At 66.9% G+C, this 19,719-nt stretch carries 22 protein-coding genes; 11 read left to right on the forward strand and 11 right to left on the reverse strand.

The window, feature by feature from the left end; all coding sequences use genetic code 11:
• Window positions 1–97 precede the first annotated feature (97 nt).
• From ABNQ40_RS12105 to ABNQ40_RS12120, 4 genes are all read left to right on the forward strand, one after another.
• Complete coding sequence (locus ABNQ40_RS12105; protein WP_109049038.1) at window positions 98–331, forward strand: hypothetical protein; 234 nt, start codon at window positions 98–100, stop codon at window positions 329–331.
• A 203-nt stretch (window positions 332–534) separates the two neighbouring features.
• Window positions 535–1,593, forward strand: coding sequence for a type III polyketide synthase (locus ABNQ40_RS12110; protein WP_109049037.1), 1,059 nt, complete (start codon window positions 535–537; stop codon window positions 1,591–1,593).
• Between the two features lie 17 nt (window positions 1,594–1,610).
• On the forward strand, window positions 1,611–2,177 hold the full coding sequence (locus ABNQ40_RS12115; protein WP_109049036.1) for an isoprenylcysteine carboxyl methyltransferase family protein: 567 nt from the start codon (window positions 1,611–1,613) through the stop codon (window positions 2,175–2,177).
• Window positions 2,178–2,230: 53 nt separating this feature from the next.
• Complete coding sequence (locus ABNQ40_RS12120; protein WP_109049035.1) at window positions 2,231–3,250, forward strand: SDR family oxidoreductase; 1,020 nt, start codon at window positions 2,231–2,233, stop codon at window positions 3,248–3,250.
• Between the two features lie 329 nt (window positions 3,251–3,579).
• On the opposite strand, the gene nirK is transcribed toward ABNQ40_RS12120, so the two are convergent.
• The 6 genes from nirK to ABNQ40_RS12150 all read right to left on the reverse strand — a co-directional run bounded on the left by nirK (window position 3,580) and on the right by ABNQ40_RS12150 (window position 10,000).
• The gene (nirK, locus tag ABNQ40_RS12125; RefSeq protein ID WP_109049034.1) at window positions 3,580–4,647 is read right to left on the reverse strand and encodes a copper-containing nitrite reductase; all 1,068 of its coding nucleotides are present in this window, start codon (window positions 4,645–4,647) and stop codon (window positions 3,580–3,582) included.
• Window positions 4,648–4,794: 147 nt separating this feature from the next.
• Window positions 4,795–5,343 (reverse strand): molybdopterin adenylyltransferase, encoded by a 549-nt coding sequence (mog, locus tag ABNQ40_RS12130; RefSeq protein WP_109049033.1) that lies wholly within the window; start codon window positions 5,341–5,343, stop codon window positions 4,795–4,797.
• 19 nt (window positions 5,344–5,362) lie between these two features.
• Window positions 5,363–7,279, reverse strand: coding sequence for a nitric oxide reductase activation protein NorD (locus tag ABNQ40_RS12135; protein WP_109049032.1), 1,917 nt, complete (start codon window positions 7,277–7,279; stop codon window positions 5,363–5,365).
• Window positions 7,280–7,304: 25 nt separating this feature from the next.
• Window positions 7,305–8,108, reverse strand: a complete 804-nt coding sequence (locus ABNQ40_RS12140; RefSeq protein ID WP_109049031.1) for an AAA family ATPase — start codon at window positions 8,106–8,108, stop codon at window positions 7,305–7,307.
• A 76-nt stretch (window positions 8,109–8,184) separates the two neighbouring features.
• Entirely contained in the window at window positions 8,185–9,534 is a 1,350-nt protein-coding gene (locus tag ABNQ40_RS12145) for a cbb3-type cytochrome c oxidase subunit I (protein ID WP_109049030.1), read from the reverse strand.
• Window positions 9,535–9,547: 13 nt separating this feature from the next.
• A complete protein-coding gene (locus tag ABNQ40_RS12150) occupies window positions 9,548–10,000 on the reverse strand; it encodes a cytochrome c (protein WP_098738670.1) in 453 nt (150 codons plus the stop codon).
• Between the two features lie 230 nt (window positions 10,001–10,230).
• Between ABNQ40_RS12150 and ABNQ40_RS12155 the strand changes: the two genes are divergently transcribed.
• From ABNQ40_RS12155 to ABNQ40_RS12170, 4 genes are all read left to right on the forward strand, one after another.
• Window positions 10,231–10,845 carry a cytochrome c oxidase subunit 3 gene (locus tag ABNQ40_RS12155; protein WP_109049029.1) on the forward strand — a complete coding sequence of 205 codons (615 nt, stop codon included), beginning with the start codon at window positions 10,231–10,233 and terminating at the stop codon, window positions 10,843–10,845.
• Between the two features lie 11 nt (window positions 10,846–10,856).
• Window positions 10,857–11,159, forward strand: a complete 303-nt coding sequence (locus ABNQ40_RS12160) for a cytochrome C oxidase subunit IV family protein (RefSeq protein ID WP_244592693.1) — start codon at window positions 10,857–10,859, stop codon at window positions 11,157–11,159.
• A 20-nt stretch (window positions 11,160–11,179) separates the two neighbouring features.
• A complete protein-coding gene (locus tag ABNQ40_RS12165) occupies window positions 11,180–11,335 on the forward strand; it encodes a hypothetical protein (RefSeq protein WP_199235282.1) in 156 nt (51 codons plus the stop codon).
• A gap of 95 nt (window positions 11,336–11,430) precedes the next feature.
• Complete coding sequence (locus tag ABNQ40_RS12170; RefSeq protein ID WP_109490844.1) at window positions 11,431–11,958, forward strand: AAA family ATPase; 528 nt, start codon at window positions 11,431–11,433, stop codon at window positions 11,956–11,958.
• Window positions 11,959–11,988: 30 nt separating this feature from the next.
• On the opposite strand, the gene ABNQ40_RS12175 is transcribed toward ABNQ40_RS12170, so the two are convergent.
• The 3 genes from ABNQ40_RS12175 to kynU are packed head-to-tail and all read right to left on the reverse strand — an operon-like array spanning window position 11,989 to window position 14,860.
• A complete protein-coding gene (locus ABNQ40_RS12175; RefSeq protein WP_109049028.1) occupies window positions 11,989–12,822 on the reverse strand; it encodes an alpha/beta hydrolase in 834 nt (277 codons plus the stop codon).
• Window positions 12,819–13,670, reverse strand: a complete 852-nt coding sequence (gene kynA, locus ABNQ40_RS12180; protein WP_109049027.1) for a tryptophan 2,3-dioxygenase — start codon at window positions 13,668–13,670, stop codon at window positions 12,819–12,821. Before kynA ends, ABNQ40_RS12175 begins: the two co-directional genes overlap by 4 nt.
• Window positions 13,667–14,860, reverse strand: coding sequence for a kynureninase (gene kynU, locus ABNQ40_RS12185; protein ID WP_109049026.1), 1,194 nt, complete (start codon window positions 14,858–14,860; stop codon window positions 13,667–13,669). The genes kynA and kynU overlap by 4 nt, the downstream gene beginning before the upstream one ends.
• Window positions 14,861–15,053: 193 nt before the next feature.
• Between kynU and ABNQ40_RS12190 the strand changes: the two genes are divergently transcribed.
• Window positions 15,054–16,226 carry an amino acid aminotransferase gene (locus tag ABNQ40_RS12190; protein WP_109049025.1) on the forward strand — a complete coding sequence of 391 codons (1,173 nt, stop codon included), beginning with the start codon at window positions 15,054–15,056 and terminating at the stop codon, window positions 16,224–16,226.
• A 31-nt stretch (window positions 16,227–16,257) separates the two neighbouring features.
• Window positions 16,258–16,887 carry a YitT family protein gene (locus tag ABNQ40_RS12195; protein ID WP_109049024.1) on the forward strand — a complete coding sequence of 210 codons (630 nt, stop codon included), beginning with the start codon at window positions 16,258–16,260 and terminating at the stop codon, window positions 16,885–16,887.
• Between the two features lie 23 nt (window positions 16,888–16,910).
• Here ABNQ40_RS12195 and ABNQ40_RS12200 read toward each other — a convergent pair whose 3' ends face one another.
• Window positions 16,911–17,384, reverse strand: coding sequence for a YchJ family protein (locus ABNQ40_RS12200; RefSeq protein WP_109049023.1), 474 nt, complete (start codon window positions 17,382–17,384; stop codon window positions 16,911–16,913).
• Between the two features lie 281 nt (window positions 17,385–17,665).
• On the opposite strand from ABNQ40_RS12200, the gene ABNQ40_RS12205 reads away from it, so the two are divergent.
• Window positions 17,666–19,039 carry an HD-GYP domain-containing protein gene (locus tag ABNQ40_RS12205; RefSeq protein ID WP_247879690.1) on the forward strand — a complete coding sequence of 458 codons (1,374 nt, stop codon included), beginning with the start codon at window positions 17,666–17,668 and terminating at the stop codon, window positions 19,037–19,039.
• Between the two features lie 6 nt (window positions 19,040–19,045).
• Here the strand turns inward: ABNQ40_RS12205 and ABNQ40_RS12210 are convergent, their stop codons facing one another.
• The gene (locus ABNQ40_RS12210) at window positions 19,046–19,678 is read right to left on the reverse strand and encodes a TetR/AcrR family transcriptional regulator (RefSeq protein WP_109049022.1); all 633 of its coding nucleotides are present in this window, start codon (window positions 19,676–19,678) and stop codon (window positions 19,046–19,048) included.
• Window positions 19,679–19,719 lie beyond the last annotated feature (41 nt).

Here is a 19,719-nt window from a genome sequence, read left to right on the forward strand (position 1 = left end):
CCTAACCGTCTCCCAAAAAGGAAGAAGGGATTTCGCAACCATCGGGCACGGCGTCGGTTGACAGGGGGACATGCGGAACCGGAACGGAGATGCCGCCATGAGCGCAAGCAAGCACGAGAAGACCGACAAGCCGACCGATGCCGACCTGAAGAACAATCCGCAGATCGGCGGGTCGAAGGGCGCCCGCGCCGCCGGCATGACGCCGGATGACCTGGATCTGGCCCAGGGCGAGACCACCTTCGAAGGTGACGTGGAGAACCAGACCAACGACAAGGGCGGCGTCGACAAGCCCTTCCGCGACGGCCCCCCGCTTAGGCCCCGTCAGGCCTGACCGGCCGAAAAATCCAAGCGACAGGGCGGCGCTCCAACGGGACGTCGCCCTTTTCGTCGATGCCCACAGCCTGTCCTAAGGCGATAGCCTTTTGAAAGGCTGCCGCTTGGCGCAATCGGGCCACGCTCTACCTGTTGGCTGAGGAAGCGGGATTGCCGCCCCGACCCAGAACGCTCAACCGACGGCAGCATGCAGGAGGCAGGATGTCACCCGATCCGCAGCTGTTGGCGGTCGCCACCGCGTTGCCACCCCACCGCTTCGAACAGGAAGAGACTCTGGCCGTCGCGCGGACGGTGTTCGCCCACCGCCTGCGCGACTTCGAGCGGCTGGCCCCCGTCTTCGCCAACACCGGCATCCGCAGCCGCCACGCCGCCTGTCCGCTGTCCTGGTATCTTGAGCCCCATGGCTGGGCAGAGCGCGCCGCCGTTTTCGAGCGGGTGGCGCTGGAGTTGCTCGAAGAGGCGGCCGGCAAAGCGCTGAGCGCGGCGGGGCTGCGCCCTGGCGATGTCGATGCCATCGTCTGCGCCACCACCACCGGCATCGCCACACCGAGCCTGGAGGCGCTGCTGCTCGACCGCATGGGATTCCGGCCCGACACCTTGCGGTTGCCGGTGTTCGGGCTGGGCTGCGCCGGCGGGGCGCTGGGACTGGCGCGGGCAGGCATGATGGCGCGGGCGATGCCGGGCCGTACCGTGCTGTTCCTGGTGGTCGAGCTGTGCACCCTGTCCCATCGGCCGGAAGAGGCGTCCGCCACCAATGTGGTGGCGAGCGCGCTGTTCGCCGACGGTGCCGCCGCCGCCCTGCTCCGGAGCCCCGTGGCAGGCGACGACACATCCGGACCGCGTTTCGTCGACAGTGCCGAGCACACCTGGCCCGGCACCCGGCGGATCATGGGGTGGCGGATCGAGGATGAGGGCTTCGGCGTCGTCTTCAGCCAGGATATTCCCCGTCTGATCCGCGAACGGCTGGCCCCGGTGGTGGACGGCTTCCTGACCGGACGCGGCCTCACCCGTGCCGATCTGGGCGGCGTGATCTGCCACCCCGGAGGCGCCAAGGTGCTGCAGGCATTGACCGAGGTGCTGGCGCCCGCCACCGCGGGCATGGACGAGTCCTGGGCGGTGCTGGGCGACTGCGGCAACATGTCGGCGGCCAGCGTGATGTTCGTTCTGGAACGGCGGTTGCGGAGCGGAGCAGCCGGACCGCATCTGATGCTGGCGCTCGGTCCCGGCTTCACCGCCGGTCTCACCCTGCTGGACCTCTGAGGATTGAAAGGGTGACAATGGAAGCATTCGGCTGGCCGCAGATCATCCTGGCCGCGGTCGCGGCGCAGCGTCTGCTGGAGCTGGCGGTCGCCCGCCGCAACACCTCCCGCCTGCTGGCCGACGGTGCGCGGGAGGTCGGAGCCGGGCATTATCCTCTGTTCGTCGCGCTGCATGCCGGATGGCTGCTGGCGCTGTTTCTGGCAGTCCCGGCCGACGCGCCGGTGAATGGCTGGCTGCTTGCGCTTTTCCTGCTGCTCCAGGCCGGGCGGGTTTGGGTGATCGCGACGCTCGGCCGCTTCTGGACGACGCGGATCATCACGCTGGACAGCGCACCGCTGGTCCGCCGCGGTCCCTTCCGCTGGGTCCGGCATCCCAATTACCTCGTGGTGGCAGGGGAGCTTGCGGTGCTGCCGCTGGTCTTCGGCGAGCTGTGGATCGCGGTCGCGGCAAGCCTGCTGAACATTCCGCTGACCTTCCATCGCATCCGGGTGGAAGAACGGGCCCTGAGAGGACGCGACGGAACCGCAAGCGGTGCCGGGGGTTTGACAAATTGGAGCAACCGACGCACCCCGCCGGCAGCCTGACGCCCAGAGTGACGCCCAGATTCCGGCCCGCCCCCTGAGACAGGACCCTCGCCATGCAGCCGACCAACGGCGTTCAGAAGTCCCCCGTCATCTGCATCACCGGCGCTTCGGCCGGGGTCGGCCGCGCAACGGCGTTGGCCTTCGCCGCCTATCGCAAAGCCTCCATCGGCCTGATCGCCAGATCGTCCGATGCGCTGGAGGAGGTGAAGGCCGAGGTCGAACGGCTGGGCGGCCGGGCGCTGGTCCTGCCGCTGGACGTCGCCGACCCCGACGCGCTGGAGGCTGCGGCCGACCAAGTGGAGAACGCCTTCGGTCCCATCGACGTCTGGATCAATGTGGCGATGGTCACAGTCTTCGGCCCTGTCCACGCCGTGACACCGGAAGAGCTGAAGCGGGTGACCGAGGTGACCTATCTCGGCTCCGCCTACGGCATCCAGACGGCCCTGCGGCGGATGCGGCTGCGGGACAGCGGCACGATCCTGCAGGTGGGCTCGGCATTGGCCTACCGGTCGATTCCGCTGCAATCCGCCTATTGCGCGGCGAAACATGCGATCACCGGCTTCATCGACAGCCTGCACTCCGAATTGATCCATGATCACAGCCGGATCGGGCTGACCACCGTGCATCTGCCGGCGGTCAATACCCCGCAATTCGACTGGGCGCGCAGCCACATGCCGCGCCGGGCACGGCCGATGGGGACCATCTTCCAGCCGGAGGACATCGCCCGCGCGATCCTGCACGCCGCCGAGAATCCCCGTCGCGAATATTGGCTGGGCGGATCGGCGATGCAGGCGATCCTCGGCAATTTCCTGGCGCCGGGCTTTGCCGACCGCTACCTCGCCGACACTGCGGTGGAGGGCCAGATGACGGAGGAGCGGGAAATCCCCGGCCGGCCCGACAACCTCTACCACCCCGTCGACGGTCTGCACCGCACCCGCGGGCGCTTCGGACTGCCGCACAACAGCCTGCGCCTGACGGCACCCAGCGGCGCCGCAAGAGGCCTGGCGATGGCCGCCGGCCTGATCCTGGCGGGCGGGCTGGGCTTCATGATGCGCCGCGCAAGCCACCGGTAAATGTCACAGCGGAGCGGTCAGGGTCAGGACTTGCGACCCTCGGCGAGCCGCTTATATAGGGTGTCGTACGTCAACAACTGAAAGGAGGTGATCTCGTGTCTCATTGTCCGTCTCACTCGTCGTCGAGCGCCAAGGCCGAGGTCTCTTTCTTCGCGGAAGGGATTTCGGTCCGCTGAGGACTGCGCCGTGGTGTCGACGACACACGGATTGACAATGGAAGGGCTGCCGGAAACGGCGGCCCTTCTTTGTTTTTGTGTTTTTTGAGTGATTTTCAGTAAGCCCCTCTCCCCTTGCGGGAGAGGGGCTTTCTTTTTACTTCATCCGCAGTCTCAGTGCTGCATCTCTCCCATTTTCTTGCGGCTGTCGCCGCTCTTGTCGAGGATGATGCTGTCGTCGGGCTTGCCCTCGACTTCCAGAATGCCGATCAGGCCTTTGGTGGCGCGGCTCAGTGCGTGGTCGACCAGGGCATATTTGCCGGGGTAGTCGACCTTGAATTCCACCATGGTGGCGCCGCCGGGTGCGACGGTGACGGTCTGGATGCCCTTGGCCGGTTCGCTTTCCAGTCCGCCCAGATTGTAGACCTTGTCGAAGATCTCGCCGATGACGTGGAAGGAGGAGGTCAGGTTCGGACCGCCGACGCCGAAGAACAGGCGAACCGTCTCGCCGACCTTGGCCTTCAGCGGCTTGTCCTTGGTCAGGGCGCCGACGGTGCCGTTGAACACCAGATAGCTCGGACGCTCGTTGACGAGGCCGTCATAGTCGTCCTCGGCATTCGCCAGGTTCTTGGCCTTGGTGGCGTAGATTTCCTGCTGCATCACGTAGAATTCGTGATCGACCGGCGGCAGGCCAGCCTCCGGTTCCACCACGATCAGGCCGTACATGCCCTTGGAGATGTGGTGGGCGACCATCGGCGTGGCGCAATGATAGACATAGACGCCGGGGGTCAGGGCCTTGAAGCTGAAGGCCTTGGTCTGGCCGGGCTCCACCTGGGTGATCTGGCCGCCGCCGAGGAAGCCGGTCGCGGCGTGGAAGTCGACGGAATGGTTCATCGTCGATTCCGGCGCGTTGGAGATCGAAACATCCACCGTATCGCCGACCCGCACCCGCACCATCGGACCCGGCACCGTGTTGTTGAAGGTCCAGTAGGTGTAGGTGGTACCATCGTCCAGCTTGGATTCGACCTCGGTCGTCATCAGAGAGACCTTGTGGGTCTTCGGCGCCCGCTTGCCGGCCTTTTCAGGAGCCGGCACGGAAGCGGGGTCCTGGACGACGCTGACTGTCGGCTGCTTGACCTTCGGGTCGGCATAGAGCGTGTCGGCGGCCGAGGCGGCGCCGATACCGGACAGGATCATCAGGGCGGCGGCACTGACGGTGACGAGAGAGAGCTTGGTCTTCATGGCGTCATCTCGGTTGAATGTTTCTTGTGAGGGAATATTCCTCCTGCCCCCGAGATCGATGCTTGACCGCCGTCAAGTGGAACTTCTGAACGCTATTTTGTCGCATGCTCCTTTTTATTTCCACACTAAGTATAATGACTTTTGGTGTCACGATTTAGGACGGAAGGAAACGCAAATCTCGGGATCGGTCTCGATCCGGCCGGCACCGATCAAATCCAGGCAATAGGGGATCGCGGGAAACACCGCGTCCAGGCAATCATGGATGGCGGACGGCTTGCCCGGCAGATTGACGATCAGGCTGCTCCCGCGAATACCGGCGGTCTGGCGCGACAGGATCGCGGTTGGCACCACCCGCAGGCTGACCGACCGCATCAGTTCGCCGAAGCCCGGCATAATCTTGTCGCAGACACGCTCCGTCGCCTCCGGCGTCACGTCGCGCGGGGCCGGGCCGGTTCCGCCGGTGGTCACCACCAGACCGCAGCCGGCGACGTCGCACAGCTCGACCAGGGTGGAGGCGATCAGGTCCAACTCGTCCGGGATCACCCGCGCCTCCGCCACCCAGGGGGAAGAGATGATGCGCGACAGCTCCTCATTGATCGCCGGGCCGCCCTTGTCCTCGTAGACGCCGCGGCTGGCGCGGTCGGAGATGGTGACGATACCGATCTTCACGGGGCCGATCTTCACCGGTGCGGTCATGTCTGAAGGTCCTTTTCGGTCAGGCGGCGCAGGCGACCTGCCGGTAGAGCGCCGGCAACGCCTTGGTCAGATGGGAAACCTGCGGGAATATGGCATAGGCGCCGCGTCCGAACAGATACGGGATATAGTCGCGGGCCTGCGCATCGACGGTGATGGCGAAGACCGCCAGCCCGTCGCGCCGTGCCTCGCGGATCGCCTGCCGCGTGTCCTCGATGCCGTAACGACCCTCGTAATGATCGACGTCGTTCGGCTTACCGTCGGTCAGCAGAACCAGCAGCCGGTGCCGGTTCGGCCGGTCGGCAAGCTGGGAGGTCACGTGACGGATCGCCGCCCCCATGCGCGTGTAATAGCCGGGCTTCAGCGCACCGATCCGGCGGGTGACGGTGGGGCCCAGCGGTTCCTCGAAGCCTTTCAGCGTCTGGACCCGCACCCAGTTGCGCCGCCGCGACGTGAAGGAATAGAGCGCGTGGTCGTCGCCGCAGGCGGTCAACCCATGGCTCAGCGCCAGCAGCGCCTCCTTCTCGACATCCAGGACCCGCCGTCCCTCGATCCAGCCGTCGGTGGACAGCGAGCCGTCGACCAGCACCGCCACCGCCAGATCGCGGGCGGCGCTGCGCACCTGCTGGTGCACGCGGTCGCTGCCGCAACCGCCGGCCCGGAGATCGGCCCGGCTGCGCACCAGGGCGGCCAGATCCAGCTCGTCGCCATCGGCTTGGCCGGTGAACAGCATGCGGCGCGGGCGCAGCGCCTCGAACTGGCGGCGCACCTGACGGATGCGGCGAAGGGCGGCGGCATCGGGCTGCCAGGAGTCGCCGTCGGCCGGTGCGGTTTCGGCGATCACCCGGCAGTGGTTGGGCAGATGGGCCTGCCGGCCATGATCCCATTCCGGATAGGTCAGGGTCGCCGCCAGCGGTGTGTCGTCGACCACCGGCGCTCCGAGGTCGAGGTCGAGCTTCAGCGTGGTCGATGCCTTGCGCTGGTGGGCGCCGACGGCGATCTCGTCCAGATCATCGGCGGCCTTGCGGGCATTCTCCGCATCGTCGTCATCGACCGCACGCGGGATGTTCAGCGCCTCGGCGAGGCTCAGCATCTTTTCGAAGCGGTTGAGGATCAGCGGGTCGTTGCGCTGGATCTGGTCGGTCTGCCGGCGGGTCGCGGTCCGGCGGCGCTGGTCGCCCTCGGCCGCCTGTCCGCCTTCGCCGGGGCTTTCGACGGCAGCGGAAGCGTCACGGCCGATGCTTGGCGACACCAGCCCCCACAGCGGCACCGGCAGCATGCGGGCATAGCCGTAAGGGGCGGTGAAATCCGACAGCGGAACGCTGGGCGCCAGCATGCGTGCGCCGTCGCTGGTGACGGCACCGGCGCCGAGCAGCGCCAGGACGGCGCGCTCGACATCGGCCTCGACCGGCGGCGGGCGGCGGGCGGGGCGGATGGCGGCGACGGCGCGGGCCAACTCCGCATGCATGCGGGACAGGCCGGGCCAGCGCGTCAGAACCCGCGCGGTGGTAGTGGCGGCGCTGCGGAGCGCCTGCACATCGGCCTGCAACGGGTCGGCGGGAGCCGGCTCGGCCTCGGCATGGGCGAAGAAGGCGGCCAGCCATTCATACAGCCGCTCGTTCAGGGCGGGGTCGGGGAACAGGTCGATGGCAGTGGGCAACTGGAGCACATTGCCGTCCAGTGCCGCCCGCTCCACCCGCTCTTCCCCCAGCCCGATGCGGCCGAGCAGCGACAGCCGGTGCCCCGACACCGACGCGCTTCCGGCGGCAAGCCGCACGCCACGGTCGCCGCCCAGCGCCCGGAAAAACACCGCCAGCCGCGGACGCATCGTCTCCAGCGTGACGGCTGCGTCGGGATGGTGCGGATAGCTCGACCGCCCGCCGATCAGGCGGTGCCACAGACGGCCGACGGTCTCTTCCGGCTCGAAGAACTCCAGCATGGCGATTGCCCTCCGCCCTTTCCGATCAGCCCAGCGTGACCTCGGCGACGCGCAGCAGGGCGGCGCGGATGTCCGGGTCGTCGGTCAGCGGCTCGATCAGGGCGGCACGGATGGCGCGCTCGGGCTTCATGCCGGAGCGGATCAGCGTGGCGCAGTAGATCAGCAGGCGGGTCGAAACGCCCTCCTCCAAATCCTGGCCCTTCAGGGCACGCAGGGCGTTGGCTAGGCGGACCAGCGGGGCGACGCGGTTTTCGGGCAGGCCGCTTTCGGTCGCGACGATGGGAATCTCGCGCTCCGGCGGCGGGAAGTCGAATTCGACGGCCAGGAAGCGCTGGCGGGTGCTGGGTTTCAGCGCCTTCAGCACGTTCTGGTAACCGGGGTTGTAGGACACCACCAGCATGAAGCCCGGCGGCGCTTCCAGCGTTTCGCCGGTGCGGTCCAGCGGCAGGATGCGGCGGTCGTCGGTCAGCGGGTGCAGCACGACGGTGACGTCCTTGCGTGCCTCCACCACCTCGTCGAGATAGCAGATGGCGCCCTCGCGCACGGCGCGGGTCAGCGGCCCGTCCGCCCAGACGGTGTCCCCGCCCTTCAGCAGATAGCGGCCGGTCAGGTCGGCGGCGGTCAAATCGTCATGGCAGGACACGGTGTAGAGCGGCCGGCCAAGCTTGGCTGCCATATGGGCGACGAAGCGGGTCTTGCCGCAGCCGGTCGGCCCCTTCAGCAGAAGCGGCAAGCGATGAGTGTAGGCATGCTCGAACAGCGCGCACTCGTCGGCGGTCGGTTGGTAGAACGGCAGGGACGGCAGGATGGGGACGGCGCAGTCGGGCATCGCGAGGAAACTCCGTAAAAGAGACGGCCCCTGCGCCGACCGGGCATCCGGTGGGTCGCAGGGGCCGGAGGGAACGTCACTCGGCCGGCTGGTAGCTGGACGGGATCGAGGCGGGCCGCTCCTCGCGGGCCGGGCCGAAGACGGCGTAGAGGTAGAGCGCGACGCCCACCGCCACGGCGAAACCGGCACCCAGCCGCATCCAGTAGAACAGCGCGATCTGCTCCTGGACCTCCATGTAGCTCATGCCCAGGACCCGTTGCAGATGGGTCTGAACGACGCCGGCCACGGTCAGGGCGAAGGTCATGAAGGCCATGCCGCCGCTCATCAGCCAGAAGCTCCACATGTTGAGGATCTGGTTGTAGGGCTGCTTGCCGCGCAGGTAGGGCATGGCGTAGGTGATGATGGCGAGGTTGATCATCGCATAGGCGCCGTAGAAGGCGAGGTGCCCGTGCGCCGCGGTGACCTGGGTGCCGTGGGTGTAGTAGTTGATCGGGGCCAGCGTGTGCAGGAAGCCCCACAGCCCGGCGCCGAAGAAGGCGAAGACCGCGCAGCCCAGCGACCACAGCATCGCCGCCTTGTTCGGGTGACGGCGGCCGCTTTTCCACACCATCATGAAGGCGAAGACGACCATGGTGAAGAAGGGGGCGACTTCCAGCGTGGAGAACAGCGAGCCGATCCACTGCCAGTAGCCGGGCGTGCCGATCCAGTAATAATGGTGGCCGGTGCCGAGGATGCCGCTGAACAGGGCGAGACCGACCATGGCGTACAGCCACTTCTCGACGACTTCACGGTCGACGCCGGTCATCTTGATCATCAGGAAGGAGAGGATGGAGGCCAGGACCAGTTCCCACACGCCCTCGACCCACAGATGGACGACGTACCACCAGTACATCTTGTCCAGCGACAGGTTGGCCGGGTTGTAGAAGGAGAACAGGAAGAAGACCGCGATGCCCCACATCCCCACCAGCAGGATGTTGGTGATGACCGTGCGGCGGCCCTTCAGAACCGTCATCGTGATGTTATAGAGGAACATCAGCGCGACGACGACGATGGCGGCCTTGATCCACAGCGGCTGTTCCAGGAACTCCCGTCCTTCATGGATGCGGAAGACATAGCCGACGACCGCCGCCAGCGCGCCGAAGACGAACAGGCCGAGCTGGATCAGCGCCAGCTTCGGACTGTGCAGCTCGGTCTCCGCCTCCTCGGGTACGAGATAGTAGGCGGCGCCGAAGAAGCCGATCAGCAGCCAGACGATCAGCGAGTTGGTGTGGATCATCCGGATGATGTTGAAGGGCAGAAGCTCCGACAACGTGTTGGGCAGGACATAGACGGTACCGGCCAGGAGACCCACCAGGATCTGCACACCGAACAGCCCCATGGCGGCCGCGAAGTAATAGAGGGCGACTTTTTGCGATTCGTACTTCATGACGGAAATCTCCTCAGCCCGACAGCTTGGGCGGCCAGTTCTGGGTGTTGATCCGGCTGGTCCATTCCAGGAACGCGGCGAGATCCTCGACCTCGCCTTCGGTCAGGTGGAACTGCGGCATCTGGCGCCGGCCTTCGATTCCGGACGGCTGTGCCGCCATCCAGCCCTTCAGCGCCATCACGGCGCCCTCGGGGTCCTTGTCGCCGCCGTAGCGCAGCCAGACATTGCCCAGTTCGGGGGCGAAATAGGCGCCCTCGCCCAGCAGCGTGTGGCAGTTGATGCAGGCGTTCTTCTCCCACACATGCTTGCCGCGCACGACCGCTTCGGACAGCGTCTTCTTATCGGTGCTGGTATTGACGATGTAGTTGTGGCTGAGCGCGGTCAACGCAACGAAGGTCGCGAAGAAGAACAGCGATCCGCCATAGAAGATGTTTCGCGCGGCCGCCTTGGTGAAGCGTTCGGTCATCGCTCGGGATCCCTGGAAATCTCGATCTGTCGGTCGAGAGGGGGTCGGTTTGGAAGGGCGTCGGGTGCGCGAAGCCGGAGGCGGGAAGCCGGGCGTCGCAGCGTCCTACCGCCACGGGTCGGGTGAATAATTGACCGTGGCGGAAGGGCATTCCTTGACCGCGGTCAAGCCGGTCCGCGGATCGCCGCCTTATCATTCGCGTACATGATGACAAGCTTTGGATAGTGGAAATGGCCGACGTTGAGATGACGGGCCTGGAGATCGGCGGTGCGGAAACCCCGGTTCCGGCGGAGCGGGGAAGCGGCCTTGCCGCCCTGCCCGGCAACCTGATGATGTGGATCCTGATCTTCAGCGAACTGGCTGTGTTCGGTGTCGCCTTCCTGGGCTTCGCCGTCGCCCGCGTGCTGGATCCGGCGACCTTTGCCGCCGGTCAGGCCCATTTGAACGGAACGGCCGGCGCGCTGAACACCATGGTTCTGGTGACCAGCGGCTATCTGGCCGCCAAGGGGGTTGCCGCCGGGCGGCGCGGTGCCGTGCCGCAGGCCCGCCGGGCGATGCTGCTGGCGGCGGCCATCGGGTCGGTGTTCCTGGCGGTGAAGGCGGTGGAGTATTCGGCGACGCTGGGCGCCGGGCTGACCATCGACACCGACAGCTTCTTCACCCTCTATTTCCTGCTGACCGGATTCCACGCCCTGCATGTGGTGCTGGGGATCGTCATCCTGCTGCTGGTCGGCCGCTCCGGCCCCGACACGCTGGTGGAGAATCTGGAGACGGGAGCGGCCTTCTGGCACATGGTCGATCTGGTCTGGGTGATCCTCTATCCGCTCGTCTATCTGATCCGCTGAGAGGACAGGCCATGACATTTCTCAAGAAGATCGACCGGCTGACGCTGTCCTGGCTGATCCTGATGGGGCTGACCGCCGTCACTCTGCTGTTCGCCCGCCACGGCGATGCGGGTGGCAGCGTCGGCATCGCCGGGGCGGCGCTGCTGCTGGCGCTGGCGGTGACGAAGGGACGGGAAATCCTGCTGCATTATCTGGAGTTGGACCATGCCGGCCCGGGCTGGCGGTTCCTGATGACCGGATGGCTGGTCCTGCTGTGCGGGGCCATCCTGCTGATCACCGCCGCCGGCGCCCTGGGCTGGGTCGGCCCGCACTGAAAAGACCGAGGGAAGCCGCCATGACCGAAGCCAAGCTCGGCCTGATCCTGACCAGCATCGCCGTCATCACCATGGCGGTGGCGCTCTACCGCCAGCGCGCGTTGGGACGCAATGGATTGGTGACGGTGATCGCCGCCACCGCCGCCGTGTTCGCCGCGATGTTCTTCACCCAATAATCGGAACCCGCCCGTCATCGGCCGCGCTGGACCCGACGATCCGTATGCGTAAGATCGCCGGTTCGGAACAGCATCAGTCGGACGCGGCGGAAACCATGCAGCTTGAGGATTTGGGACAGCGCATCTGCATCCTGGGACCGTCCAACAGCGGCAAATCCACCCTTGCCACGGCCATCGGACGCAAGTGCGGCCTGACGGTCATTCACCTCGACCAGCTTTACCATCGGCCCGGCACCGATTGGGAGCCCCGCCCCCGGGAAGAGTTCGTCCGCCTGCACGATGACGCCATCGGCGGCGACCGGTGGGTGATGGATGGAAACTACTCCGTCTGTATGCAGCAGCGTTTCGCGCGGGCGACCGGATTGATCATGCTGGACATCGCCATGCCGGCCAGCCTGCTGCGGTATTTCCGCCGAACCTGGTTCGAACGGGAACGGCTCGGCGCGCTGGATGGCGGGCGCGACAGCGTCAAATGGGACATGATCCATCACATCGCCGTCGTCACTCCCCGGAACCGAAGCCGCAATGCGGCCCGGTTCGATCAAGCCGACCTGCCGAAAATTCGCCTGCCGTCCATCCGCGCGATCAAGGACTGCTACCGGCTATGGGGTCTGGAGAGATAGCCCGGCTTCTCTCCGCCCCGGCGGAATGCCCTAAAAGCCAAGCAACGCCGCGACCAGATCGGAGTCCGGATCGGCCAGATCGTCGATGACGTCGAAGTGATGCCGCCCCGCGGCCAGCCGCAATCCGGTCGCCGCTCCCAGCCCGAGCCAGATGTTGGCGAGCAGCTCCGTCTGGCGGACGAACTCCGGCCTCTCGGCCGCTCCGACCCAGCAGGTGATGCCGATGCCGGGCTGCGGGTGCAGCAGCGCCGGGCTTTCCGCCACGGCCTCCGCCTCGTCCAGGCGCAGCGTGGCGTTCATGCGGGTGTTCAGCAGCGGGCGCAGGTCGTGCAGCCCGCTGATGGAGACGACATGCTCCACCCGCGCCCGGACATCGTCCGACAGCGGGGCGTCCGCGCAGACGAGGCGGCTGACCAGATGGCCACCGGCGGAATGGCCGGTCAGGCGCAACGGCCCGGCCTCCGCCCCCGCGATGACCTCCACCGCCCGGGCCATCTGCCGGGTAATGCCGGCGATCCGTGTCTCGGGACACAGCGTGTAGCTGGGCATGGCGACCGCCCACCCTTGGGCGAGCGGCCCGGCGGCCAGATGCGACCAGCGCGCCTTGTCGAAGGCCATCCAGTAGCCGCCATGGACGAAGACCACGGTGCCCTTGACGGCCCCCTCCGGCCGGAACAGGTCGTAGAGCTCCCGGTCTCCCTCGCCATAGGGCAGGTCCAACTCCGCCCGTCCAGCGACCCCGAGTTCGGTCCGGAAGGCCGCGGCTCGCTCCGCCCAGCGTGCGGGGTAGGCGTCGCCGCCGGGGATGTGGGCGCCGTTGCTGTAGGCGTCGTCCCAATCCGCGATCCTGCGCAGTTCCGTCACAGCACCGTCCTCACCCGCCAGAGTTCCGGGAAGAGTTCCACCGCCAGCATGTTGCGCAAATAGGACACGCCGCCGGTCCCGCCGGTGCCGCGCTTGAAGCCGATCACCCGCTCCACCGTCGTGACATGGTTGAAGCGCCAGCGCCGAAAGTAATCCTCGAAATCGACCAGCTTCTCGGCAAGCTCGTAGAGCGGCCAATGGGTTTCGGGCGACTGATAGATAATCCGCCATGCCTCTGTCACGCCGTCATGGGGCTGGTGGGTCTGCGACACGTCGCGTTCCAGCACGTCGACCGGAACCGGAATGCCGTTGCGGGCGAGCAGGCGCAGCGCCTCGTCATACAGGCTGGGTCGCGACAGCTCCTGTTCCAGCAGGGCATGGATGTCCGGCCGGTGGGCATGGGGGCGCAGCATCGCCGGGTTGCGGTTTCCCAACAGGAACTCGATCTCCCGGTACTGGTAGGACTGGAAGCCGGAGGACTGGCCGAGATCGTCGCGGAACCGGGTGTATTCGCTGGGCGTCATCGTCCGCAGCACGTCCCAGGCCGAGTTCAGCTGCTCGAAGATGCGGGCGACGCGGGTCAGCATCTTGAAGGCGGGCGACAGCCGGTCCTCGCGGATCGCTTCGCGGGCGGCGCGGATCTCGTAGACGGCCAGCCGCATCCACAGCTCCGACGTCTGGTGCTGGACGATGAACAGCATCTCGTCATGGGCGGTGGAGCGTGGAGTCTGCGCACCGAGGATGCGGTCCAGCTGGAGATAGTCGCCATAGGACATCCGCCCGTCGAAGGCAATCTCGGCACCCTCCGCCGCCGGATCGTAGGGCTTCTTCGTATCCTGCCCGCTCATGTCACCATCGCCTTCCTGTGGTAGTGTGGCCGGTCCCAAAGCCCGCCATCCATCACCTGTTTGAGCACGGCGACGGCACCGCGTACCTCCGCCTCGCCGATATAGAGCGGGGTGAAGCCGAAACGCAGCACGTCCGGCGCCCGGAAGTCGCCGATCACGCCGCGGTCGATCAGCGCCTGCATGATGGCGTAGCCCTGGCTATGGCGGAACGACACCTGACTGCCGCGCCGGTTGCCGTCACGCGGGGAGGCGAGCTCCAGCATCGGGCACTGCGCCTCGACCAGTCCGATGAACAGCTCGCACAGCGCAATGGAGGTGCGGCGGATGTCGGTCATCTCGACCGCGTCCCACACATCCAGCGCTGCGTCGAGTGCCGCCAGCGCGATCACCGGCGGTGTGCCGACGCGCATGCGCTCCACCCCCGCACCGGGACGGTAGGAGGGATCGAAGGCGAAGGGCGCCTCATGCCCCATCCAGCCGGACAGGGCCGGCCGCGCCGTCGCCGCATGCTGAGGAGCGACATAGATGAAGGCCGGAGCCCCCGGCCCGCCATTCAGATATTTGTACGTGCAGCCGACCGCGAAGTCGGCTCCGGCGCCGGCCAGATCGACCGGCAGCGCACCGGCGGAATGGGCGAGGTCCCACACCGTCACCACCCCCGCCGCATGGGCCTTAGCGGTCAGCGCCGCTATGTCATGCAGCCGGCCGGTCCGGTAATCGACCTGGGTCAGCATCAACGCGGCGACATCCTCGCCGATTGCCGCCTCCACCTCGTCCGGCGCCACCACCCTCAGGACATGGCCGCGGCCCAGCGTCTCGATCAGCCCTTCCGCAATGTAGAGGTCGGTGGGGAAGTTGCCGCTGTCGGACAGGATCACCCGACGGTCGGGCCTCATCGCCAGCGCTGCGGCCAGCGCCTGATAGACCTTGATCGACAGGGTATCGCCAACCACCACGCTGCCGGACGGCGCGCCGATCAGCCGGGCGATGCGGTCACCGACCTTGCCGGGCTGCACCATCCAGCCGGCGCTGTTCCAGCCGCGGATCAGCTGGCCGCCCCATTCCTGGGCGAGGGTACGGGCCACCCGCTCCTCCACCCCGATGGGCAGTGGTCCCAGCGAGTTGCCGTCGAGATAGATCACGCCGTCGGGAATGCGGAACCGGGCGCGGGTCTTCTGAAAATCGGTCATCGATCTGCCTGCTCCTTCCCCGGCAAAGGATGCCCGGCAATCGCTGCCATTGCAAATTGTTGCGATGCTTAAGCGTATCAGACGATATGAATTCATCATTGTCCCGGAGGCCGCGAAAGTGGAGGATCGCACCGGCCGGACCAGCCGGCCGCTACCCCTGCCTTCCCCATCACCAAGGACCGGACGAACCGCCATGTTCAACGCGCTTTCCCGCCAGCCCGACGATGCCCTGCTCGCCCTGATCGGGCTGTACAAGCAGGATCCGCGGCCGGGCAAGGTCGATCTCGGCGTCGGGGTCTACCGGGACGAGGAAGGGCGCACCCCGGTCTTCCGCGCGGTGAAAGCGGCAGAACGGCTGCTGCTCGACGGGCAGGACAGCAAGGCCTATCTGGGGCTGGAGGGCGACGCCGGCTATCTGGAGCGGTTGTGGTCGCTGGTCGGCGGGGCCGCCGGAACCAAGGTCGCCACGGCCGGCGTGCAGACCCCCGGCGGGTCGGGCGCGCTGCGGCTGGCGGCCGACCTCGTCCTGCGCGGCGGGTCGAAGCGGGTCTTGGTCGGCCAGCCGACCTGGCCCAACCATGTCGGCATCTTCGCCGCCGCCGGCCTTGAGGTCGTCAGCTATCCCTTCTTCGACACCGCCGGCCAGACCGTGCTGTTCGACCGCATGGTCGCGGCGTTCGAGGCGGCGCAGCCCGGCGACGTCGCCCTGCTGCACGGCAGCTGCCACAACCCGACCGGCGCGCCGCTGTCGCTCGACCAGTGGAAGGAACTGGCGACGGTGCTGGAGACGCGCGGCGTCCTGCCGCTGGTCGACATTGCCTACCAGGGCTTCGGCCGCGGTCTGGATGAGGATGCCGAGGGGCTGCGCCACCTGATCGGGGTCGTGCCGGAAACGCTGGTCGCCGTGTCCTCGTCGAAGTCCTTCGGCCTCTACCGTGAGCGCACCGGCGCCATCTTCGCCGTCGCCGCGGCACCGGCTGCCGCCGACCTCGCCAAGTCCAACCTCATGGCGCTGGCCCGCACCAGCTATTCGATGCCGCCCGACCATGGCGCCGCCGTCGTCCGCACCATCCTGAGCGACGCCGCCCTGACCGCCGACTGGACCGCGGAACTGGACGTCATGCGCGCCCGCATCACCGGCATCCGCCGCAAGCTGGCCGCCGGTCTGGCCGGCACCTTCCCCACCCTGGCCGCAGTGGCGGAGCAGGAGGGCATGTTCTCGCTGCTGCCGCTGACCGAGGCGGAGGTGCTGCGCCTGCGCGCCGACCATGCCATCTACATGCCGACCTCCGGCCGCATCAACATCGCCGGTCTGAAGACGGCCGAGGTGGACGATGTGGTGGCGAAGTTCGCCGCTCTTCGTTGAGCCCTGTGGTTTGAACCGGGGACAGACGACGATGGCCGCGACCCTCCAGGCTCCGCCCGCCGCGGCGGAGCGTCACCAGCTCTATGAAGACGCGCTCGCCATGCTGATGGGCACGCTGTTCATCGCACTGGGCATGCTGATCTATTCCAAGACGATGCTGCTGACCGGCAGCACCGCCGGGCTGGCGCTGCTGCTGAGCTATGTCACCAAGGTCCAGTTCGGCATCCTCTTCTTCGCGATCAACCTGCCCTTCTACTGGCTGGCCTGGAAGCGGCTGGGCTGGAAATTCACCGCCCGCACCTTCATCGCCGTGGCTCTGGTGACGCTGTTCTCGCGCCTGACCGACCAGTGGGTGGGCTTCACCCATCTGGACCCGGTCTATGCCACCGTGGTGGGAAGCGGCCTGTGCGGCACCGGCCTCCTGATGCTGTTCCGCCACCGCACCGGTCTGGGCGGCGTCAACATCCTGGCGATCTATCTGCAGGAGACCTACGGCATCCGCGCCGGCTATTTCCAGCTGGGCGTCGATTTCGCGATCCTGGCCGGCGCCTTCTTCGTCCTGGCGCCGGACCGGCTTCTGCTGTCGGTGCTGGGGGCGACCATCGTCAACGTCACGCTGGCGATCAACCACAAGCCGGGCCGCTATCTCGGCATCAGCTGAGGGGCGACCGCTGCGGGCCCCGGTCAGCGCCCGCAGCAGGCCTTGTGCTTCTTCCCCGAACCGCAGGGGCATGGATCGTTACGGCCGACCTTCACCACGCGGCGCGGCGGGTCCTTCGGGTTCAGGACGCTGTCGACATAAAACCAGCGGCCGTCGACGCGGCGGAAACGCGACCGCTCATGCAAAGGCCACTCCTCGCCATCGCGGTGGAAGGTCAGGAAGAACTCGACCATCCCGTCGTCGCCGGTTTCCTCCGCCTTCATGACGGTCAGCGGACCCCAGTCGCATTCATCCGCCACCCGCTCCACATCGGCACGGCTGAAGGTGGCGCGGGTTTCCGGCACGCAGCTCCGCTCGATATGGTCGATGTCGCGGCGGACGAAGGCAGTGTAGCGCGACCGCATCAGCGCTTCCGCGCTGAGGGCGGGCTCCCCCGCCAGGATCGGGCCGCAGCAGCGGTCGAAGGCCAGACCGGAACCGCAGGGGCAGACGGACATCACGAAACGGCTCCTTCCATGAGCATCGAGAAACGGCCTGCGGCACAGTGCCCGGCAAAACTTAACGCCGTCTCAACATTTCCCGCCGGATTCTGGGGCGGAGGCTGGATTCCCGTAGGGGGAGCCAGGTCTCGATCCGTGCGCGGCGCGGCCGGCAATAGTGACGCCTGGCATCGGCATCGTCCAGATCGGCCTGCCTTGCGCCCTGGATATGCTGCAAACGGATTATGGCGATGAGCGCGCAGACAGAGACGTTGCAGACAGGAAAGTTGCGGACAGGCATGACGATGACGGCAAAGGGCGAGCGGCGGCGTCTCAGCCTGCTTTTCAGAACAGTGCCCGACCGCCATTCCGACGTGGCGGCGATGCGCCTGCCCACCCCCGGCACGGTTCTGCTGCGTCTGGCCGGCATCGCCCTGTTCCTGGCGCTCGCAGTCGGCGGTGTCGCCTTTCTGGTCGAAGTCGAGATTGCCGACAACCGGGTGGTCGAACTGGCGCGGGAAGAATCAGCGGCGTTTCTGACCGAAACCCGCACATCGCTGGCCGCCGGTGCTGCCGACTCCGATCTGGAGGCATCGCTGCAACATTTCATGGCCAGTCGCAACGGACTGCGCCTGAACCATGGTGACGGCCGCTTCATCGTCGCGGAGCTTTACACCCCGGAACAGCGGAAGACGGCCGAATACATCGCGCCCGGCGCGGAATGGGCGGAGCAGCGGATGTCCGCCACCCGGCATGGCTTCCCCACCGATGGGGATTCCATTTACGACCGCTTCACGATGGACGGACAGATCTTCATCCAGACGATGGAGCCGCTGCTCGATTCCGACGGTCGGCTGCTCGGTTATTTCGAAAGCGTTTTCCAACTTTCATCCCGCCGGTCCCATGAGATCCTGCGCGACACCGCCACCGTCGTCGCCGTTTCCTCGCTGTCGGTTCTTGTGACCGCGCTCATCCTCCTGCCGATCTTCGGCTCCTACAACCGCGGCATCCTGCGGCTGTCGCGCGGCCTGCTCGATGCCAACATCGGCATGCTGAGCGCACTGGGCAGCGCCATCGCCAAGCGCGACAGCGATACCAACGCCCACAATTACCGGGTGACGGTCCTCGCCATCCGTCTGGCCGAGGCGCTGGGGGTGGAGGACGCGGCGATCCGCAAGCTGGTGAAAGGCGCCTTCCTGCACGATGTCGGCAAGATCGCCATTCCCGACAGCATCCTGCTGAAGCCCGGCAAGCTGGACGCCGAGGAGTTCGCGGTGATGAAGACCCATGTCGTCCATGGGCTGGACATCGTCGCCTCGTCCGGCTGGCTGGCCGACGCGGCCGATGTGGTCGGCGGCCATCACGAGAAATTCGACGGGTCGGGCTATCCCAACGGTCTGACGGGAGAGGCGATCCCGATTGCCGCCCGCATCTTCGCCGTCGCCGACGTGTTCGACGCGCTGACCTCCCGCCGTCCCTACAAGGAGCCGATGTCCTACGCCGCGACCATGGACATTCTGGCCGAGGGCGCCGGCCGGCATTTCGACCCGGCGGTGCTCGCCCGCTTCACCGCCATCGCCGCCGGCCTGCATGAGCGGCTGACCGCCCTTGGCGACGATGGGGTACGGGAGGAGCTGCGCGGACTGGTGACGCGCTATTTCAAGCTGGTGTAAACTGCGTCACGCGGCGAGTCCGCGCAGGAAAAGGTCAACCGCCTTGTCGACGAAGGCATGGCGTTCCTCCTCCGTCGGCACCGGACAGAGGCCGAGTACCAGCTGGCAATAAGCGCCCCCCTGCATGGCGGACAGGAACTGCCGGGCGACGAAAGCCGGATCGTCGGTGGAGATCGCACCGCGGTCGTTCAGCCGGGTGAACAGGGCGACGAAATTGGCGATCCCCTGCTCAGGCCCCGCCTGGAAATAGAGCTGGGCGGCGAGCGGCATCCGCGTCGCCTCCCCCACCACCGCCTGATGGACGCGGATCGCCGCATCCGACCACAGCAGGTCGGTGAAACGGCGGCCGACCTGGACCAGAACGTCGCGCAACTGCATCCCGTCGAACATGTCCGGCGCGAAGCGCAGGCCGCGCCGCTCGCACTCGGCGGAGATCACCGCGGTGTAAAGCTCTTCCTTCGATGGGAAGCGGGTGTAGAGCGTCGTCTTGGACACCCGAGCCTGCTGCGCGACCTGATCCATCGACGTGGCGGCATAGCCGAGTTCCAGGAACACCTCCCGCGCGGCGGCGACGATCTGTTCCGCCTTCGCGTCGAGAGACGGGGCGGGGTGGGACGCTTTCTGCTCCGATGACTGCACTGAACTGTACCGTTCACTCTTGACGTTGGCTGGGGGCCGGA

It is taken from the genome of Azospirillum sp. A23 (genome assembly GCF_042938965.1).
Taxonomy (GTDB): domain Bacteria; phylum Pseudomonadota; class Alphaproteobacteria; order Azospirillales; family Azospirillaceae; genus Azospirillum; species Azospirillum melinis.

Coding starts and splice junctions, on each gene's coding strand:
- ABNQ40_RS12205 (WP_247879690.1), top strand. CDS start 17,666: ATGACGATGACGGCAAAGGGCGAGCGGCGGCGTCTCAGCCTGCTTTTC.
- ABNQ40_RS12200 (WP_109049023.1), bottom strand. CDS start 17,384: ATGTCCGTCTGCCCCTGCGGTTCCGGTCTGGCCTTCGACCGCTGCTGC.
- ABNQ40_RS12110 (WP_109049037.1), top strand. CDS start 535: ATGTCACCCGATCCGCAGCTGTTGGCGGTCGCCACCGCGTTGCCACCC.
- ABNQ40_RS12165 (WP_199235282.1), top strand. CDS start 11,180: ATGACCGAAGCCAAGCTCGGCCTGATCCTGACCAGCATCGCCGTCATC.
- ABNQ40_RS12120 (WP_109049035.1), top strand. CDS start 2,231: ATGCAGCCGACCAACGGCGTTCAGAAGTCCCCCGTCATCTGCATCACC.
- ABNQ40_RS12160 (WP_244592693.1), top strand. CDS start 10,857: ATGACATTTCTCAAGAAGATCGACCGGCTGACGCTGTCCTGGCTGATC.
- ABNQ40_RS12150 (WP_098738670.1), bottom strand. CDS start 10,000: ATGACCGAACGCTTCACCAAGGCGGCCGCGCGAAACATCTTCTATGGC.
- ABNQ40_RS12190 (WP_109049025.1), top strand. CDS start 15,054: ATGTTCAACGCGCTTTCCCGCCAGCCCGACGATGCCCTGCTCGCCCTG.
- nirK (WP_109049034.1), bottom strand. CDS start 4,647: ATGAAGACCAAGCTCTCTCTCGTCACCGTCAGTGCCGCCGCCCTGATG.
- mog (WP_109049033.1), bottom strand. CDS start 5,343: ATGACCGCACCGGTGAAGATCGGCCCCGTGAAGATCGGTATCGTCACC.
- kynU (WP_109049026.1), bottom strand. CDS start 14,860: ATGACCGATTTTCAGAAGACCCGCGCCCGGTTCCGCATTCCCGACGGC.
- ABNQ40_RS12155 (WP_109049029.1), top strand. CDS start 10,231: ATGGCCGACGTTGAGATGACGGGCCTGGAGATCGGCGGTGCGGAAACC.
- ABNQ40_RS12195 (WP_109049024.1), top strand. CDS start 16,258: ATGGCCGCGACCCTCCAGGCTCCGCCCGCCGCGGCGGAGCGTCACCAG.
- kynA (WP_109049027.1), bottom strand. CDS start 13,670: ATGAGCGGGCAGGATACGAAGAAGCCCTACGATCCGGCGGCGGAGGGT.
- ABNQ40_RS12135 (WP_109049032.1), bottom strand. CDS start 7,279: ATGCTGGAGTTCTTCGAGCCGGAAGAGACCGTCGGCCGTCTGTGGCAC.
- ABNQ40_RS12115 (WP_109049036.1), top strand. CDS start 1,611: ATGGAAGCATTCGGCTGGCCGCAGATCATCCTGGCCGCGGTCGCGGCG.
- ABNQ40_RS12145 (WP_109049030.1), bottom strand. CDS start 9,534: ATGAAGTACGAATCGCAAAAAGTCGCCCTCTATTACTTCGCGGCCGCC.
- ABNQ40_RS12105 (WP_109049038.1), top strand. CDS start 98: ATGAGCGCAAGCAAGCACGAGAAGACCGACAAGCCGACCGATGCCGAC.
- ABNQ40_RS12140 (WP_109049031.1), bottom strand. CDS start 8,108: ATGCCCGACTGCGCCGTCCCCATCCTGCCGTCCCTGCCGTTCTACCAA.
- ABNQ40_RS12170 (WP_109490844.1), top strand. CDS start 11,431: ATGCAGCTTGAGGATTTGGGACAGCGCATCTGCATCCTGGGACCGTCC.